Here is a 17,940-nt window from a genome sequence, read left to right on the forward strand (position 1 = left end):
ATGAAAAAGATAGATAAGGAATTTAAACTCTCTTCGTGGGCCATTGATAATAAAATGACGGTGTATGTTATCATCGCTATTATCATGATTGGCGGATTGATGTCTTATTATAATATGCCGCGTGAATCCTTCCCCGAAATTGTGGAAACAAAAATTTACGTGAGTTCAATCAACCCGGGGAATTCAGCAGAAGATGTTGAAAAGTTTATCACTGAACCCCTGGAAGAAGAATTCAGTGATGTGGGAGGTATTAAGGAAATTACCTCAACCACCCTTCAGGATTACTCTCTTGTTATTGTAGAATTTGAAGATGATGTAGATGTACAGGAAGCCAAGCAAAGGGTTAAGGACAAAGTAGATATAGTAAAATCAGAAACTACATGGCCTACACTGGATAATGGGGCAAAGGTAGAGCCAAATGTTTTTGATCTAAACTTTTCAGAAGCCCAGCCCATCCTGAATATAAACCTTACAGGAGACTACCCTGTACAACAGCTGAAGGAATATGCAGAATATCTTCAGGAGAAAATTGAACTTCTGCCACAAATAAAAGAAGCCAGTATTCGGGGTGCCGAAGATATGGAGGTGGAAATTGCCGTTGATATCTATAAAATGACGGCTTCGCAGGTAAGCTTCAGCGATATTATAAATGCAGTAAGTACTGAAAATCGTACCATTTCTGGTGGGAACGTAGTTACCAGCGGTGTCCAGAAAAACATCAGGATAATTGGAGAAATTGAAGAACCTTCAGAACTTGAAGATGTTGTGGTAAAACGCCAGGGCGGAAATATCTTCCTTAGGGATATTGCCACTGTGCGCTTCCATGAAAAAGATCCCACCACTTTTGCAAGAGAGTATGGAAATCCCGTAGTGATGCTGGATGTTAAAAAACGCAGCGGCAAAAACATGATTGAAGCTGTAGACCAGATTAAGCAAATTGTAGAAAGGGAGGAAGAAGAATATTTACCGCAAGGCCTGGATATAAGCCTTACCAATGACCTTTCCACCGATACCCGAAACCAGGTGGATGATCTGGTAAATAATATAATATTTGGGGTGATCCTGGTAGTTTTGGTGCTTATGTTTTTTCTTGGTTTCCGAAATGCTCTTTTTGTTGGCCTTGCCATTCCGCTTTCCATGTTCCTATCATACATTGTGCTGTCCAGTCTTGGCTACACCCTTAACACAATGGTATTGTTTGCATTGGTAATGGGCCTCGGGATGCTGGTAGACAACGGAATTGTTGTGGTGGAAAATGTTTATAGCCTTATGGCTGAAGGAATGCCCAGGATTAAAGCTGCCAAACAGGGACTTGGAGAAATCGCGTGGCCAATTATAGCCTCTACAGCCACTACTCTTATGGCGTTTTTCCCATTGGGCCTATGGCCGGGGACTATTGGAAAATTTATGATGATTTTCCCAATTACTCTTTCTATCGTATTAGGTTCTTCATTATTTGTGGCTCTTATCATTAATTCCATGTTAACCTCGCAATTCATGGAAACTGAGGAAGAAGAAATTTCAAAAAAGAGGCTTATACGTATAAGCGTGATTCTTGGTGGTTTGGGAGTAATCTTTTTAATTACAGGATTTATAATTGATATAGGAGCATTAAGGGCCATTGGTAATTTAGCCATTCTGGCCGTGTTGTTACTATGGTTATATAAATATGTATTGGCAAAAGCAGTAGAATATTTCCAGTTTAAGGCTCTTAAAAAACTTGAAAATAATTATGAGAGGGCTCTTAAATATGCCCTTAGAGGAAAAAAAGCTTATGGATTTTTCTTTGGAACATTACTACTTCTGGTAGCCTCTTTCGTATTAATTGGGCTTGTACAACCTGAAGTTTTGTTCTTCCCGGAAAATGAACCTAAACAAATCATTACCTATATTGAATATCCTGAAGGTACCGATATTCAAAAAACTAATGAGCTCACTAAACGGGTAGAGCAGCGCATTTTTGATGTTGCCCAGCAGTATGAAGATGAGAACGGGTATAACTTCATGGTGGAATCCATGATTTCCCAGGTAGGTGAAGGCGCAGGAAACCCTCAAACCGATGGAGGACAGCAAAATTCCATGCCACATAAAGGTAAGGTAACCCTGGTAATGCGGGAGTTTAAAGAACGCCGCGGGGTAGAGAGTAGCAAGGTGCTTTCAGAAGTTCGCGATGCCGTGCAGGGTTTCCCCGGCGCATCTATTATTGTGGAAAAAGATGCTGCAGGCCCACCTTCAGGTTATCCTATTAATATTGAATTAAAAGGCGAAAATTACGAGAACATGCTTGCGGAAGCAGAAAACCTCAGGTCTTATATTCAAAATTTAAGTATAGCGGGAATAGAAGAATTGAAAATAGACGTAAATAAGTCTAAACCCGAACTGGACGTTCGTGTGGACAGGCAAAAGGCAGGACAATTAGGAGTTTCCACTTCTAGTGTGGGCCAAACCCTGAGAAGGGCTATTTACGGGGAGGAAGTTTCTACATACAAAGAAGGTGATGATGACTATGAAGTGAATGTTCGTTTTGCTGATGAGTACAGGTATGATGAAAATGTGCTTTTTAATCAGCCAATTACATTTAAAGATCAGAATACGGGCGAGGTGGTACAGGTACCAATTTCATCCCTTGTTGAGACTGAGGTGGCTTCATCTTTCAGCTCAATCAAACGAAAAGATCTTAAGCGCGTAATAACAATTTATTCCAATGTTCTGGAAGGTTATAACGGCAATGAAATTGTTGAACAGCTAAAAACAGAACTAAACAACTACGAGCTACCGGAGGAAATGACTTTTGAATTCACCGGAGAGCAGGAAAAGCAAGCTGAAAATATGAGCTTTCTGGTAAAGGCCCTGCTTATTGCAATAGGCGGAATTCTGCTAATACTGGTAGCCCAGTTTAACTCGGTTTCCAAACCGGTTATTATTGTAATGGCTGTGGTTTTGAGTTTAGTTGGGGTTTTCCTTGGGCTAATTACTTTCCAAATGGACTTTATCATTATTATGACGATGATGGGCATAATTTCCCTGGCGGGAATTGTGGTGAACAATGCCATTGTGCTTATAGATTACACCCAAATCCTGATTGACCGGAAAAAGGCCGAGCTTGGGTATGAAGATGATGAGTTGCTTACCCGTGCCGAATATTTTGACTGCATTGTAAGAGGTGGTAAATCCAGGCTACGGCCGGTGTTATTAACAGCAATCACTACAGTACTGGGGCTTATTCCGCTTGCCGTAGGATTAAATATTGACTTCTTTGGATTGTTTATAGATTACAATCCGGCAATTTATATTGGTGGAGATAATGTAATCTTCTGGGGGCCTTTAGCCTGGACGGTTATCTTCGGGTTGGTCTTCGCTACTTTCCTAACGCTAATTATAGTACCAGTAATGTTTTACCTGGTAAACAGGGCTAAGGTAAAAACCAGGGATAAACGCCTGGCAAGAAGAGAGAGGAAACAGGCTGCTGCTTAAATTACCTGTTACCAATAAAAAAACCCGAAGCATTATTAACTTCGGGTTTTCATTTTTTATAGCAGTTATTAATTAATAGTTACCGCATTTTCATCGTTCTTCCAGTTATTTACTGAAGCTATCCGGTTGTTTTTATAATCAACTTCTGTTAATCTGTCTTCAGTCCAAAAAAACCACTTGCCAGTTTTCCCGCCCATGTTGTATTGGGCGACTGCTGTCTTTTCACCTTCTTTATTGTAAGAAATCCACTCCCCGTGGAGTTCCCCTTCCTTGTACGTACCTTCCTGTCTAACACTTCCATCTTCATAATAAAACGTTCCTTTAATTAAATCTCCCTGTTTCTCAAATGCAGGTTTTTCCTGTGCTGAAACTGCTCCTGTAAATACTAAAGCAGCACCTATAAACAAATATTTTAACTTCTTCATCTTCACACTTGTTAATGATTGCTTTACAAATATATGTTATTATTTACAATTAAGCAATAATTACATAACATTAGCTTAACATTAGAATCATATAAACATGAATACTAGTATATTAGAGTATTTTAAAAAATTTTACTATGGCTAAATAACAGATTTTTTTATACATCATATATTATCTAAAACCCTAAGAACTTACTACTTTTGCCCCACTTTTAAATCTTAGGAAAATATGTACAGAAGTCATACCTGTGGGGAATTGAATATGGCAAATAAGGGAGAGCAAGTACAGCTCTCCGGATGGGTCCAGAAAATAAGGAATAAAGGCTTTATGATTTGGGTAGACCTAAGGGACCGATATGGAATTACCCAGCTTATTTTTGATGAAGAACGTTCTTCAAAAGAGCTCATGGAGAAAGCTGAAAAACTGGGGCGTGAATTTGTTATCCGGATAATAGGTGAAGTAATTGAAAGAGAATCCAGGAATCCAAATATCCCTACCGGTGATATTGAGGTAATGGTTTCAGAATTAACAATTCTGAACACTTCCCTAACGCCTCCTTTTACTATCGAAGAAGATACAGACGGAGGTGAGGATTTAAGGATGAAATACCGTTACCTGGACATCCGCAGGAATCCTGTAAAAAATAAGCTTATTTTCAGGCACAAGGTGGGTATGCAGGTTAGAAATTATCTTTCCGGCGCCGGTTTTATTGAAGTGGAAACACCTTACCTTATAAAGTCAACTCCGGAAGGTGCCCGTGATTTTGTGGTGCCCAGCAGGATGAATGAAGGCCAGTTTTACGCCCTTCCGCAATCTCCGCAAACTTTTAAGCAATTGCTTATGGTTGGTGGTATGGATAAATATTTCCAGATTGTAAAGTGTTTCCGGGATGAAGATTTGCGTGCAGACCGCCAGCCGGAATTTACCCAGATAGATTGTGAAATGGCTTTTGTAGAGCAGGAAGACATTTTGAAAATTTTTGAAGGCCTTACCCGCCACCTTATTAAAGAAATAAACGGAGTTGAAATTGAGGATTTTCCAAGGATGACCTATGCCGAAGCCATGGAAAAATATGGTAACGACAAGCCTGATATAAGGTTTGGGATGGAATTTGCCAATCTGAACGAAGTTGCGAAAAATAAAGGCTTCAATGTTTTTGACCAACAGGAACTTGTAGTGGGAATCGCTGTGCCCGGGGCTGCATCCTATACCAGGAAGGAAATAGACAATTTAATCTCCTGGGTTAAACGTCCGCAAATTGGTGCCAACGGCCTTGTTTGGGTAAAATATAATGAAGACGGAAGCTTTAAATCTTCCGTAGATAAGTTTTATTCCGAAGATAACCTAAAAGCCTGGGCTGAGAAAACAGCTGCCAATCCCGGTGATCTTATTCTTATTATGGCCGGAGATACTGCAAAAACAAGAACACAACTGAGTGCTTTAAGAATGTTTCTTGGCAATGAGCTGGGACTTAGAAAGCCTGATGAGTTTGCACCACTTTGGGTAGTGGATTTTCCGCTTTTGGAGTGGGATGAAGAAACTAACCGATACCACGCCATGCACCATCCTTTTACTTCCCCTAAAACAGAAGATATTCCGCTGCTGGAAAACAATCCGGGCGAAGTGAGGGCCAACGCCTATGATCTTGTACTAAATGGCAATGAAATTGGCGGTGGTTCTATAAGGATACACGATAAGAAAACGCAATCTAAAATGTTTCATTATTTAGGTTTTTCTGAAGAAGAGGCTAAGGAGCAATTTGGCTTTTTAATGGATGCTTTTCAATATGGAGCCCCGCCCCACGGTGGCATTGCTTTTGGTTTTGATCGCCTGGTGGCAATTCTTGGTGGGCAGGAAACCATACGCGATTTCATTGCCTTTCCAAAAAATAATGCGGGCCGGGACGTGATGATAGACGCTCCTGCTAAAATTGATGAAGAGCAATTAAAAGAACTACATCTTCAGGTTAAATTATAATATATACATCCTGCCCTGAGGCAGGATTTTTTTGCTTCAACAATTTAAATACTTTTTGAATGTCAAAATTCAGTAAGTCTCTTTTGCATAGGTTCCTTAACTGGAAAACGAAGCATCTTACACATCAGCAGTTTCTTATGCTACTTAGTGCCATTATTGGCTTTGTAGCCGGATTGGGCGCAGTGGCCATTAAGAACCTTACTCATTTTATACAAACACTTCTTGAAGGGGAATTTATAGCCAACTATCATGATGCTTTCTATTTTATATTCCCCATGATTGGCCTGGCTCTCACAATAGTAATTATCCGTTTTGTATTCAGAAAGAATGTGGGGCATGGTATTCCAACTACATTGCATGCTATTTCCCAAAAGAAAGGGATAATGACCAGGTTTCAAATGTATGCATCGCTTATTACCGCACCCATAACTGTGGGTTTTGGAGGGTCAGTTGGGCTGGAGGGTCCTACAGTGGCCACAGGGGCATCTTTGGGCTCTAATATTTCCAGGATGTTTTTGCTTAACCAGGCTTCCAGGACTTTGCTAATTGGTTGTGCCGCTGCAGGAGCTATGTCTTCTATTTTCAAAGCACCTATTGCCGCAATTATTTTTGCCATAGAAGTATTTAGTCTGGATCTTACTTTGGCTTCTCTCCTACCGCTGCTTATAGCTTCGGTCTCGGCTATTTTAACTTCATACTTCTTCTTCGGAAGTCAACTCATCCTGCCATTTGAACTTCAGGATAAATTTATTATATCCGAAGTGCCATATTATATACTTTTAGGCATATTAGCATCTTTGGTTTCTATCTATTTTACCAAGATATATTTCAGCATCCATAACATTTTCGGCAAAGTAAAATCTCCCCTGTTAAGGCTTCTGCTTTGCGGTGCCGGGCTGGGGATTCTAATATATTTCATTCCGCCGCTCTACGGGGAAGGTTACAGCGTTATTAATAATTTATTACAGGAAAACTATCTGGAAGCTTTGGGAGCCAATTTCTTTAATGCTTATCTGGAGAATTTCTGGGTGGTCATTATCCTGCTTATTGGGCTTGTGGTTTTCAAGATAATTGCTTCTTCCTTAACCTTTGCAGCAGGCGGGGTTGGAGGGATTTTTGCACCTGTATTATTTATGGGTAGCGCCATGGGGCATTGTTTTGCACTGGTTTTAAACCACCTTAACATTCTTAAAAACCCAATTTCAGTAAGTAATTTTACACTTGTGGGTATGGCAGGATTAATGGCCGGGGTTCTACATGCACCACTTACCGCTATATTCCTTATTGCAGAACTTACACATGGATATGAACTTTTTGTTCCGCTAATGATAACTGCGGCAATCTCTTTTATAATTACTTCTCAGTTTCAGCCCCATTCTGTATATACCATGGAACTTGCGGCAAAAGGTGAATTGCTTACCCACAATAAGGACCAAATGGTTTTAACCCTTATGAACATTAACAGGCTTATTGAGAGAAATTTTATTTCCCTGCGCCCGGAAATGACTTTAGGGGAAGTGATTAAAGAAGGAGTAGTTAGGTCTTCCCGTAATATTTTTCCCGTGGTGGATGAAAATGGCACATTATTAGGGATTATTCTTCTGGACGATATTCGTCCTATTATGTTTGACCAGAAATTGTATGATGAAGTGACAGTAAGCGAGATAATGCAAAGGGCACCGGAGATAATAGATATCCGTAATGACAGAATGAAGGAAATTATGCGTAAATTCCAGGATAGTAATGCCTGGAACCTTCCTGTGGTAAAAGATGATGTGTATCAGGGATTCATTTCCAAATCTAAACTACTTACTGCTTACCGTAAAAAATTAATTGAAGCAACCGTTTGATATGAATATTGTAATGAAAATTTTGGGTATTGCTATTTTAATAGCAATTGGAGTAGGATTCTATTTTAGAATGAACAATAATATTCCTTTAGGAGACCGGTTTATTGGAATTGCCGTTTTGGCCAGTGCTTTTGTACTAATGCCAATCTTTCTTTACGTGCGATGGAAAGGAAAACGACTGGAAGATTATACCCTTTCTGATAAAAATATTAAGAAAATGCAGGAAAGAAATAAGGACTAAAAAACTGGTTTTGAGAATTTTTTAAAAATAAAATCTGAAATGTACATTCATGTCAAATATATTATACTAAGTTTGTACTTTAATAATTATTTATTTTTTTATAATGGAAGGTACAGTAAAATTTTTCAATGAGTCTAAAGGTTATGGATTCATTACCAACGACGAAACCGGAAGAGACATCTTTGTTCACATAACAGGACTTGACGGCGAAACTCTTAATGAGGGTGACAAAGTTGAGTATGTTGAGGTTGAAGGAAGAAAAGGAGTAAACGCAAGCCAGGTGCGCGTTATAGAATAATATAAGTTTTTCTATTTTAATCTTCAAAAGCCGCTTTTCAGCGGCTTTTTTCATTCCTTATTTTTGAAATAAATCAGGCGAAATTCAGCTTGGGTCTGCCGAACCGGTTTTCTGCAACCGTGCTTCCACTCCTTTCAACATTTCTTCTGTAAGGCTGGCCAGATTAAATTTATGCTCCCATCCCCAGTCTTTTCTTGCTTCAGAATCATCTATGCTTGAAGGCCAGGAATCAGCAATTTTCTGCCTGAAATCAGGTTCATAATTTATACGGAATTCGGGCAGTTTCTTTCTAATTTCTTCCGCAAGAATTTTAGGAGTAAAACTCATAGCAGAAAGATTGTAAGAAGACCTTATTCTGATATTTTCTGCGGGAGCATCCATAATATCTATAGTTGCCTTAATGGCATCTTCCATAAACATCATGGGTAGGGAAGTATCTTCACTTAAAAAAGAAGTATAGGAACCGCTTCTAATAGCTTCATGAAAAATTTCCACCGCATAATCTGTAGTCCCACCTCCGGGCATGGTTTTATAACTTATTATCCCCGGATAACGCAAGCTCCTTACATCAACCCCATAAATACGGTGAAAATATTCACACCAGCGTTCGCCGGTTTGCTTACTAATTCCGTATACGGTTGTTGGCTCCATTACGGTGGTTTGCGGAGTGTATTTTTTGGGTGTGCTCGGGCCAAAAACAGCAATACTGGAAGGCCAGAAAATCTTTTTTATTTTTTTATCCCTGGCAAGGTTCAAAACATGAAAAAGGGAATCCATATTTAGCGACCAGGCTTTCATCGGTGATTTTTCAGCAGTAGCACTAAGCATCGCAGCCATCAGGTAAACTTCGCTAATGTTATGCTTCTCCACCAGACCGGCAATAAGTTCTCCATCCATCGCATTGGCCACTTCAAAAGGGCCGGATTTCATAAGTTCTTCATTTCCTTCCCTTATATCACTTGCAATTACATTATCCTTACCATGAATCTCCCTTAATTTCAAGCTTAGCTCGGTTCCAATTTGACCGCTCGCACCTATAATGAGAATTTTCCCAGCCATAATATTAAATTTTCCGCAAAGATATTTAATTTTACAAGGCTTTCTCCAAGGAGAAGCCTTAAAAGTATCTTATTTTTGAATATCTTTTAAAAAGACGGAGAACAGGAAGATTATAAAAATCCCCGGTTCAGAGATTTTATTTCCTGCAGATTTGCAGTAAATTTATATTTACAATTTAAATCTTTTCAAGATTTATCCGCGGCAAATTGATTACATGAAGAATATTATCCTAATTATATTGCTTATATGCCTTTTTTCCTGCAGGGAGAAACAGGCTAATCAAACAGTTAGTAAAGTAGACACTACAGCTTTTGGCCTCGAAATAGCTGTTACTAACCAGCAGGTACAACTACAGCCCGGGGCACGGGAATATGCCAGCCAATGGATTGAATATATTACGGCCCAAAATGAAATTCAGAAATTTCAGGATGCGAGCTTAAGAGATGTTATGGAAAATTCTGCACCACTGGCCGAAATCATGGAGTCTTTGCAAACCTCTTTGCCAGATTCCCTACGCACCAATGCCGTTGAAGCAAGGCTGAGTGTACTTACCACCAAATCTAAACTTCTGAAATACGCTGCTTCAAAACGGGATCCAAATCCGGAAGAAATCAGGGAAATTTCAGAAGAAATTCCTACAGAATTCAATAATTTGAAGATTCAGCTAAACGAAATCTTTCTTAAAACACTGGAAGATTTTGAAAAAGAACTGGATGAAATGGAAGAGGAAAATTTTGATCAGGAAAATGATTCCGTGCCTGCGATTCCGCAGCAGAATGAAATTCAGCAATAAATATGAAGCATATTTTCCTGCTATTTCTGATATTCAGCCTTAGCTCTAATGCACAAAATTTAGCAGGCAGTAAAGCTTCAGCTAAAAATGAGATTAGTCATTATCTCAACCTTTGGCATAAAGCAGCAGCAACCGCTAACTTTGAACAATATTTCAATTTAATGACCAAAGATGCAATCTTCATAGGCACCGATGCTACTGAAAATTGGCAAAATGAGGATTTCAAAAAATTTTCCAAGCCTTACTTTGATCAAGGCAAAGCCTGGAATTTTGCAGTTTTGCAACGCAATATCTATTTAGGAGAAAATGGAAGCTATGCCTGGTTTGATGAACTTCTTGATACTCAAATGGGTATTTGCCGTGGCTCGGGAGTGCTGGAATACAAAAATAATGAATGGAAAATTAAACATTATGTACTTTCCATTACAATTCCTAATGAAAATGTGGAGGAGGTAACGGCTCTTAAAAAAAGCTTTGATAAGCATCTGAAATTACAAATAGAAAGCCAGGCATCCTTTTTGCAACCAACTGGGCACCAATAAATTTAAAAACCATATTGCGGTTTTTGTTATTTTAGCACATAAATTTTTAATCAATAATAAACCACACACATGAGAGTACTTAAAAACGTGTTTTTGCTTTCTGCACTGGGATCGGTGCTTTTCACCGGTTGTCAGGACAGGGAAAAAACCACCGGTGAAGAGGAAGAAGTCCATGGAATTAATCTTGCCTATATGGACACTACAGGTAGTGCAAAAGATGACTTCTTTAGATATGTAAACGGAAAATGGCTGGATTCTACTGAAATTCCCAGCGACAGGACCACCTGGGGAAGTTTTATGGAGCTGCGCCAGGAAACGGATAATGATGCATTAAGAATCCTTGAACAATCAGCTTCCAATTCCAATGCCGATTTAGCCGAAGACCAGGCTAAAGCCGTTGCACTTTACAAGAGTATAATGGATACAGTATCCCGAAATGAAAAAGGAATTGCCCCTATTGAACCATATCTTGCAAAAATTGATTCTATAAACTCTAAAGAAGATTTGCAAAATTTTCTTGTGGAAATGAGTGATTACGGAAGTGCCGGATTTTTCTCCTTTAGAGTAAGGGCAGACAGGAAAGACAGTAACATGAATGTTGCTTACCTTAACCCTTCAGGATTGGGATTGCCAGATCGTGACTATTATGTGGCCGATGACGAAGATTCCAAAGAAAAAAGAGAAAAATATAAGCAGTACATTACTGAAATGCTTCAGTATTTAGACTATTCTGAAGAAGAAGCGGCCGGGGAAGCTCAAACTATTCTTACTTTTGAAACCCGCCTTGCACAACCTCAAATGGATAAGGTAGAAAGACGTGATGCAAGAAAAACCTATAATCCAATGACAGTGGGCGAACTTCAAAAAAGTGTCCCGGGCATGGAATGGAACAAGTATTTTGAAGGAATAGGCGCTAATAATCTGGATACTATCGTTGTTACCCAGCCGCAGTATATGGATGCGCTTCAGGATATTCTTGCTGAAAATTCTGTTGAAGAATGGAAATCTTATTTAAGATGGAATATGTTTAATGATGCCGCCCCTTTCCTAACCACAGATCTGGAACGTGAAAGCTGGGAGTTTTACGACAAAACTTTACAGGGGGCCCAGGAACAACGCCCAAGAAATGAACGCGCCCTTGCTACCGTGAATGGAACAGTTGGAGAAGCATTAGGTAAACTGTATGTTAAAGAAAATTTTCCTCCTGAAGCTAAAGAAAAAGCACAGGAAATGATTGGAAACATCATTAAAGCTTATGAAAACAGGATCCAGCAACTTCCCTGGATGAGTGAAGACACTAAGAAAAAGGCACTTGAAAAACTAAGCAGCTTCACTGTTAAAGTTGGTTATCCCGACAGCTGGGAAGATTACGAAGGTTTGGTAGTTGAAAGTCCCGAAGAAGGAGGTTCTTATTTCCAGAATATGATGAACGCCCAAAAATGGGGCGTCGCCGAAAACATGGCAGACCTTGGACAACCTGTAGATAAAAAGGAATGGTACATGCCGCCACAAACGGTAAATGCTTACTATAATCCAAGTTTTAATGAAATTGTATTCCCTGCTGCCATTTTACAACCACCTTTCTACGATTATAAAGCCGATGCTGCTGTTAATTACGGCGGAATTGGTGCCGTTATCGGCCATGAAATTTCTCATGGTTTTGATGACAGTGGGGCACGTTTCGATGCCGAAGGTAACCTGAATAACTGGTGGACAGATGAAGATTTAAAGCAATTTGAAAAACTTGGAGGCAGCCTGGCCGAGCAGTATAGCAATATTGAAGTGCTTGATAGCGTTTACATCAACGGAAAATTCACCCTGGGTGAAAACATCGGTGATTTAGGCGGGGTTAATGCCGCGTACGACGGACTTCAGATTCACCTAAAAGAACATGGAGATCCTGGAAAAATAGATGGCTACACTCCTGAGCAGCGTTTCTTCCTTTCATGGGCTACTGTTTGGCGCACTAAAATGAGAGAGGAAGCTCTAAGAAACAGGATTAAAACAGATCCTCACTCTCCTGGAATGTACCGCGCTTATGTACCGCTTCAAAATATTGATGCTTTTTATGAAGCCTTTGATATTGCTGAAGGAGACAAAATGTACCTTAAACCTGAAGACCGGGTGAAAATCTGGTAATTTCAGTAAAAGTTATTATTAATTAGGAGGTTGTTTAAAAGGTCCTTATTTCGTCAAGCTGAACTTGTTTCAGCTTCTAAATGAATTTTACCATTCAATTTAAACTCCTGAGATAAATTCGGGATGACGTTCTTCCGACTTTTTAAACAATCTCTTTCTTTTTTAGAAGTAGTAGAAAGCATCTTTTAAATGCTCAACTCTTGTTCCCGATTTATTCTTAATAATTGCCAAAATATCAAAACGAACCTCAAGATTAAGTTCGTGTTCTTCCGCGAAATGGTTTACCGCTTTCAGTAATTGCTGGATTTGCTTCTTCTTTACAAATTCCTGGGGATCTCCAAAATCTGGCGTACTTCTGGTTTTTACTTCTACCGCAATCAATTCTTTATCGGTACGCGCAATAATATCCACTTCCGCTTTTTGATAAACGAAATTTCGGGCTATAATGGTATAAGAATTTTTTTGAAGAAAATCTGCTGCAAGGTCTTCTCCTTTTTTTCCAAGTAAATTATGTTTAGCCATTTAAATCGAAATAATAAAAGTGAAGGTAAGTATTATTCCATTGATTTAAAGCTAATTAAAATCGTGTTTTTAAGATTGATTCAACACCACTGCCTGAACTTTTAAATTCATATTTTCAATTTCCCGGGGAGAAGCTTTTATGATTTCATCTCCATAAAATTTATCTGCAGGTTCATCTTCAGGGCCAAGGAAAACATGAAGATTAGAATCTTCCAATTTCCCACCATTCCAAACTACTGCACCGCTATAATCCCAGCCAAAGCCATAGAACGAAACGGGTTTCCCGTTCAACCTGTTCAGTTCGTCATAGGTAGTACCCACTTTTATCCCGGAAGAAGTTTTCCAGTTTCCTGCATCCGCAAACCTGATATCATGAATTTCAGACTTACCATTCTTCCATGTGATCACCAATTCATTAGTAGTTTCAGGATATAGAATAGTATAAGACCGCCGCTTAGTTCCTTCATCATACACCTCATCGCCTTCTTTGATATTGGCATCGGGATACTCCCGGCTAATTTCAGATTTTGAATAATTCATAAGATTTTCAGCAACAAATTTGTCTGGAGTGCCGGAAGTTGCTTTTTTTGTGCTATTACAGGAGTAAAGGCCTGCTATAAAAAATATGAAGAGTAATTTTTTCATGGCGAAATAGTTTCTGAGATAAGATTTTAAGTCTGATTTTTGTTTTGATCTTTCAGGAAATAAATGTAGAAAGTATTACATCACCAGCAGGGCCTTTTACAAGAATTTAACGCGTATTATACACCAGTTGCTTACCTTTACAAGCTTAAAATATTACAAAATAAATGAATAATTCTCCAGAGAGATATACCATCACCGCCGCCCTGCCCTACACTAACGGCCCTATTCATATTGGGCATCTTGCAGGTGTTTACGTTCCTTCAGATATTTATGCCAGGTATTTAAGAATGCACGGCCAGGATGTGGCTTTTGTTTGCGGAAGTGACGAGCATGGTGTTCCTATTACCATTAAGGCCAAGAAAGAAGGAGTTACGCCCCAGGATGTTGTAGATAAGTATGACGGGATTATCAGGAAATCATTCAAAGATTTTGGTATTTCATTCGATAATTATTCACGTACCTCTGCCAAAGTGCATCACGATACTGCTTCAGAATTCTTTAAAACCATGTTTGAAAATGGAAAATTTATTGAAGAAACCACCAAGCAACTTTATGATGAAGAAGCAGGACAATTTCTTGCCGACAGGTTTGTAACCGGAACCTGCCCCAAATGTGGAAATGAAGAAGCCTATGGCGACCAGTGTGAAAGCTGCGGAACTTCGCTGAATGCAACAGATCTTATCGATCCGAAATCGGCCATTACTGGCGCCACACCTACACTAAAAGAAACAAAACACTGGTTTTTACCTTTAGACCAGTATGAAAACTGGCTGAAGGAATGGATTCTTGAAGGCCATAAAGCCGACTGGAAAACCAACGTTTACGGACAGGTAAAATCCTGGATAGACGATGGTCTGCGTGCCCGTGCGGTAACCCGTGACCTGGATTGGGGAATTCCCGTTCCGGTTGAAGGAGCCGAAGGCAAAGTACTTTATGTATGGTTCGATGCGCCAATCGGCTATATTTCTTCTACCAAAGAATGGGCAGAGCGGGAAGGTAAAGATTGGGAACCTTACTGGAAGGATGAAAACACTAAACTGGTTCATTTTATAGGGAAAGATAATATTGTTTTTCATTGTATAATTTTCCCGACGATGCTGAGAGCCCACGGCGATTATATTTTACCCGATAATGTGCCTGCAAATGAATTTCTAAATCTTGAGGGCAAAAAACTATCCACTTCTAAAAACTGGGCGGTTTGGCTGCACGAGTACCTGGAGGATTTTCCAAACAAGCAGGACGTGTTGAGATATGCTTTAACTGCTAACGCTCCCGAAGCTAAAGATAACGACTTTACCTGGAAAGATTTCCAGGCGAGAAACAACAATGAATTAGTTGCCATATTTGGCAATTTCATCAACCGTGTTGTGGTTTTAACCAATAAATATTACAACGGAATTGTACCAGAGCCAAATCAATATTCTGATGTTGACGAAGCTACTATTGCGGAATTAAAAGCCTATCCTGCCGTTATTGCCAGCTCCATTGAAAAGTATCGCTTCCGCGAAGCGCAGGGAGAATTAATGAACCTTGCCCGCCTCGGGAATAAATATCTTGCCGATGAAGAGCCGTGGAAAATTATTAAGACCGATGAAGAAAGGGTGAAAACGGTAATGTATGTAGCTTTACAAATAGCTTCGGCCCTGGCAACTTTAAGCGAACCGTTTTTGCCATTTACTTCAGAAAAACTCAGAGGAATTTTAAAAATTTCAGAAGAACCTGCAGGTAAAGGGGGAGAAGCTCAGTGGGACAGGATTGCTACTAAAAAATCATTGTTGCAGGCGGGACATCAAATTGGTGAAGCTGAATTGCTCTTCAGCAAAATAGAAGATTCAGAAATAGAAAAACAGTTAGAAAAATTGGAAGCGACAAAATCCCTTAACGAAGCAGAAAATAGGAAAGTGGAGCCACAGAAGGATATTGCCACTTTTGAAGATTTCACCAAAATGGACCTTAGGGTGGGAACAATAATTGAAGCCCATAAAATGCCAAAAACCAAAAAACTGATGGTGATAAAAGTAGACACCGGCCTAGACAAAAGAACGGTAGTTTCCGGTATCGCCGAGCATTTTAAAGCCGAAGAAATTATTGGTAAAAAAGTGACTGTTCTGGCCAATCTCGCCCCCAGAAAACTTCGCGGAGTAGAAAGTGAAGGCATGATTTTAATGACAGAAACTGCCGAAGGAAAACTTGTTTTTGTAAACCCAGATGAAGCCGGGGTGGAAAATGGAGCTACGATAAATTAGTTCTCGACTGCGCTCGAACTGACGAACCTCGACTGCGACTGTCCGCCACCAGACAGGCTTGAATTGACAAACCTCGACTTGGCCCGAATTGAAAAACTTGATTTCATTTGAAAATGACAAACTGGAAAGTTCTCGAAATGCCAACCAATCTTTGCGGACTCACAAAAACAGATGTGTTGAAACTGACTTAATTGGACAACTTTCTTTTTCCTATATTTAATTCATTAATAGCAGTAGTGTCTCCGCGAGCGCAGTCGAGGGGTCTGTTATTCAATGAGCCAAATATGAAATTGTATTATGTCTATATTGTCGAGTGCAGTGATAAATTGCTCTATACCGGAATAACCAATAATATTACAAGAAGGCTGGCAGAACATAATTCAGCTCTCAATCAAAATAGTTTTACGTACAAGAGAAGACCTGTGCAGTTAATCTTTCATCAAGAATTTAATGATGTAAATCAGGCAATTTATTTTGAAAAGAAGATAAAGAAATGGAGTGCACAAAAGAAAAGGGCACTTGCAAAGAACGATTTTGATATGTTACAAATATTAGCCGAATGTAGGAATGCTACCCATTTTAAATATAAGCCCGAAGATGATTAGTTCTCGACTGCGCTCGAACTGACAAATCCATTATATTTCTAAAAACCATACTTTATTGAAATTGAAAGACATTGTTTATTGCACTTAACACAACAACCTTTTTCTTTATTTATATTTAATTAAGTTATAGCATTGCTGCCTGCCCCGTGCACAGTCCAGGGGTTGGTTTCAATAAGGTACATTTCAATTTTGCTCTCGAAAAATCAACAATTCCTCAATGCTTAAAATAGCCTATCATCCCATTTATAAACACCCTTTGCCTGAAGGACACCGTTTCCCGATGGAGAAGTATGAACTATTGCCAAAGCAACTGGTTCACGAAGGCACCTGTACAGAAGAAAACTTCTTTGAACCTGAAATTCCGCAGGAAAAATATATACTTGCCGTTCATGAAGAAAACTATTATTTCCGGTTAAAGAACCAGGAACTGAGTCCGCGCGAGGTAAGAAAAACCGGTTTTCCGCTTTCAAAAGCATTATACGAACGAGAAATAATTATTACAGACGGCACGATGAAATGTTGCCATTTTGCCCTGGAACACAGAATTTCCTTTAACATCGCCGGCGGCACACATCATGCTTATTCCAACCGTGGGGAAGCTTTTTGTTTGCTCAATGATCAGGCAATTGCCGCAAGGTATCTTCAGCAAAAAGGATTAGCTGAAAAAATTCTGATTGTAGATCTGGACGTGCACCAGGGAAACGGGACTGCCGAAATTTTTGAAAATGACGACTCTGTTTTTACCTTTTCCATGCACGGCAAAGGAAACTATCCCTTTAAAAAGGAAAAATCTGATCTTGATATTGAAGTTCCCGATGGAACGGGTGATGAAGAATATCTAAGAATATTAAAAAGTACATTGCCCGATCTTATTGAACAGCAACAGCCGGATTTCATTTTTTACCTCAGCGGGGTGGACATTCTGGAGAGCGATAAACTGGGGAAGCTTTCCTGCAGTATTGAAGGCTGCAAAGAACGGGACAGGTATTTACTGCAAACCTGCCATGACCTGCAAATCCCGTTACAATGCAGTATGGGCGGAGGTTATTCTACGGACATAAAAATAATTCTGGAAGCGCACGCCAACACTTACCGGCAGGCGCAGGAGATTTATTTTTAAGCT

15 protein-coding genes are annotated in these 17,940 nt (G+C 39.5%); 11 read left to right on the forward strand and 4 right to left on the reverse strand.

Features of this window, described 5'->3' with window-relative positions; all coding sequences use genetic code 11:
- The gene (locus RM539_RS01065; RefSeq protein ID WP_311501614.1) at positions 1 to 3,474 is read left to right on the forward strand and encodes an efflux RND transporter permease subunit; all 3,474 of its coding nucleotides are present in this window, start codon (positions 1 to 3) and stop codon (positions 3,472 to 3,474) included.
- Positions 3,475 to 3,542: 68 nt separating this feature from the next.
- Here the strand turns inward: RM539_RS01065 and RM539_RS01070 are convergent, their stop codons facing one another.
- The gene (locus tag RM539_RS01070; RefSeq protein WP_311501615.1) at positions 3,543 to 3,899 is read right to left on the reverse strand and encodes a toxin-antitoxin system YwqK family antitoxin; all 357 of its coding nucleotides are present in this window, start codon (positions 3,897 to 3,899) and stop codon (positions 3,543 to 3,545) included.
- Positions 3,900 to 4,128: 229 nt separating this feature from the next.
- Between RM539_RS01070 and aspS the strand changes: the two genes are divergently transcribed.
- The 4 genes from aspS to RM539_RS01090 all read left to right on the forward strand — a co-directional run bounded on the left by aspS (position 4,129) and on the right by RM539_RS01090 (position 8,266).
- Positions 4,129 to 5,877, forward strand: coding sequence for an aspartate--tRNA ligase (aspS, locus tag RM539_RS01075; RefSeq protein WP_311501616.1), 1,749 nt, complete (start codon positions 4,129 to 4,131; stop codon positions 5,875 to 5,877).
- Between the two features lie 59 nt (positions 5,878 to 5,936).
- Positions 5,937 to 7,727, forward strand: coding sequence for a chloride channel protein (locus RM539_RS01080; protein ID WP_311501617.1), 1,791 nt, complete (start codon positions 5,937 to 5,939; stop codon positions 7,725 to 7,727).
- Positions 7,711 to 7,968, forward strand: a complete 258-nt coding sequence (locus RM539_RS01085) for a hypothetical protein (protein WP_311501618.1) — start codon at positions 7,711 to 7,713, stop codon at positions 7,966 to 7,968. The genes RM539_RS01080 and RM539_RS01085 overlap by 17 nt, the downstream gene beginning before the upstream one ends.
- 103 nt (positions 7,969 to 8,071) lie before the next feature.
- Positions 8,072 to 8,266: a cold-shock protein gene (locus RM539_RS01090; protein WP_311501620.1), complete on the forward strand. Its 195-nt coding sequence runs from the start codon at positions 8,072 to 8,074 to the stop codon at positions 8,264 to 8,266.
- An 84-nt stretch (positions 8,267 to 8,350) separates the two neighbouring features.
- On the opposite strand, the gene RM539_RS01095 is transcribed toward RM539_RS01090, so the two are convergent.
- Positions 8,351 to 9,325: an NAD-dependent epimerase/dehydratase family protein gene (locus RM539_RS01095; protein ID WP_311501622.1), complete on the reverse strand. Its 975-nt coding sequence runs from the start codon at positions 9,323 to 9,325 to the stop codon at positions 8,351 to 8,353.
- Positions 9,326 to 9,539: 214 nt separating this feature from the next.
- Here RM539_RS01095 and RM539_RS01100 point away from each other — a divergent pair, with 214 nt between their 5' ends.
- The 3 genes from RM539_RS01100 to RM539_RS01110 all read left to right on the forward strand — a co-directional run bounded on the left by RM539_RS01100 (position 9,540) and on the right by RM539_RS01110 (position 12,799).
- Positions 9,540 to 10,118 (forward strand): hypothetical protein, encoded by a 579-nt coding sequence (locus tag RM539_RS01100; protein ID WP_311501623.1) that lies wholly within the window; start codon positions 9,540 to 9,542, stop codon positions 10,116 to 10,118.
- Between the two features lie 2 nt (positions 10,119 to 10,120).
- Entirely contained in the window at positions 10,121 to 10,660 is a 540-nt protein-coding gene (locus RM539_RS01105; RefSeq protein WP_311501625.1) for a nuclear transport factor 2 family protein, read from the forward strand.
- A 69-nt stretch (positions 10,661 to 10,729) separates the two neighbouring features.
- Positions 10,730 to 12,799, forward strand: coding sequence for a M13 family metallopeptidase (locus RM539_RS01110; RefSeq protein WP_311501626.1), 2,070 nt, complete (start codon positions 10,730 to 10,732; stop codon positions 12,797 to 12,799).
- 162 nt (positions 12,800 to 12,961) lie between these two features.
- Here the strand turns inward: RM539_RS01110 and RM539_RS01115 are convergent, their stop codons facing one another.
- Both RM539_RS01115 and RM539_RS01120 read right to left on the reverse strand, forming a co-directional pair.
- A complete protein-coding gene (locus RM539_RS01115; RefSeq protein ID WP_311501628.1) occupies positions 12,962 to 13,321 on the reverse strand; it encodes a YraN family protein in 360 nt (119 codons plus the stop codon).
- Between the two features lie 69 nt (positions 13,322 to 13,390).
- Complete coding sequence (locus RM539_RS01120; protein WP_311501630.1) at positions 13,391 to 13,966, reverse strand: hypothetical protein; 576 nt, start codon at positions 13,964 to 13,966, stop codon at positions 13,391 to 13,393.
- Between the two features lie 164 nt (positions 13,967 to 14,130).
- On the opposite strand from RM539_RS01120, the gene metG reads away from it, so the two are divergent.
- The 3 genes from metG to RM539_RS01135 all read left to right on the forward strand — a co-directional run bounded on the left by metG (position 14,131) and on the right by RM539_RS01135 (position 17,937).
- Positions 14,131 to 16,212: a methionine--tRNA ligase gene (gene metG / locus RM539_RS01125; protein WP_311501632.1), complete on the forward strand. Its 2,082-nt coding sequence runs from the start codon at positions 14,131 to 14,133 to the stop codon at positions 16,210 to 16,212.
- A 284-nt stretch (positions 16,213 to 16,496) separates the two neighbouring features.
- On the forward strand, positions 16,497 to 16,817 hold the full coding sequence (locus RM539_RS01130) for a GIY-YIG nuclease family protein (RefSeq protein WP_311501634.1): 321 nt from the start codon (positions 16,497 to 16,499) through the stop codon (positions 16,815 to 16,817).
- Positions 16,818 to 17,034: 217 nt separating this feature from the next.
- A complete protein-coding gene (locus RM539_RS01135) occupies positions 17,035 to 17,937 on the forward strand; it encodes a histone deacetylase family protein (protein ID WP_311501635.1) in 903 nt (300 codons plus the stop codon).
- Positions 17,938 to 17,940 lie beyond the last annotated feature (3 nt).

Source organism: Autumnicola musiva, assembly GCF_031846585.1.
Taxonomy (GTDB): Bacteria; Bacteroidota; Bacteroidia; order Flavobacteriales; family Flavobacteriaceae; genus Autumnicola; species Autumnicola musiva.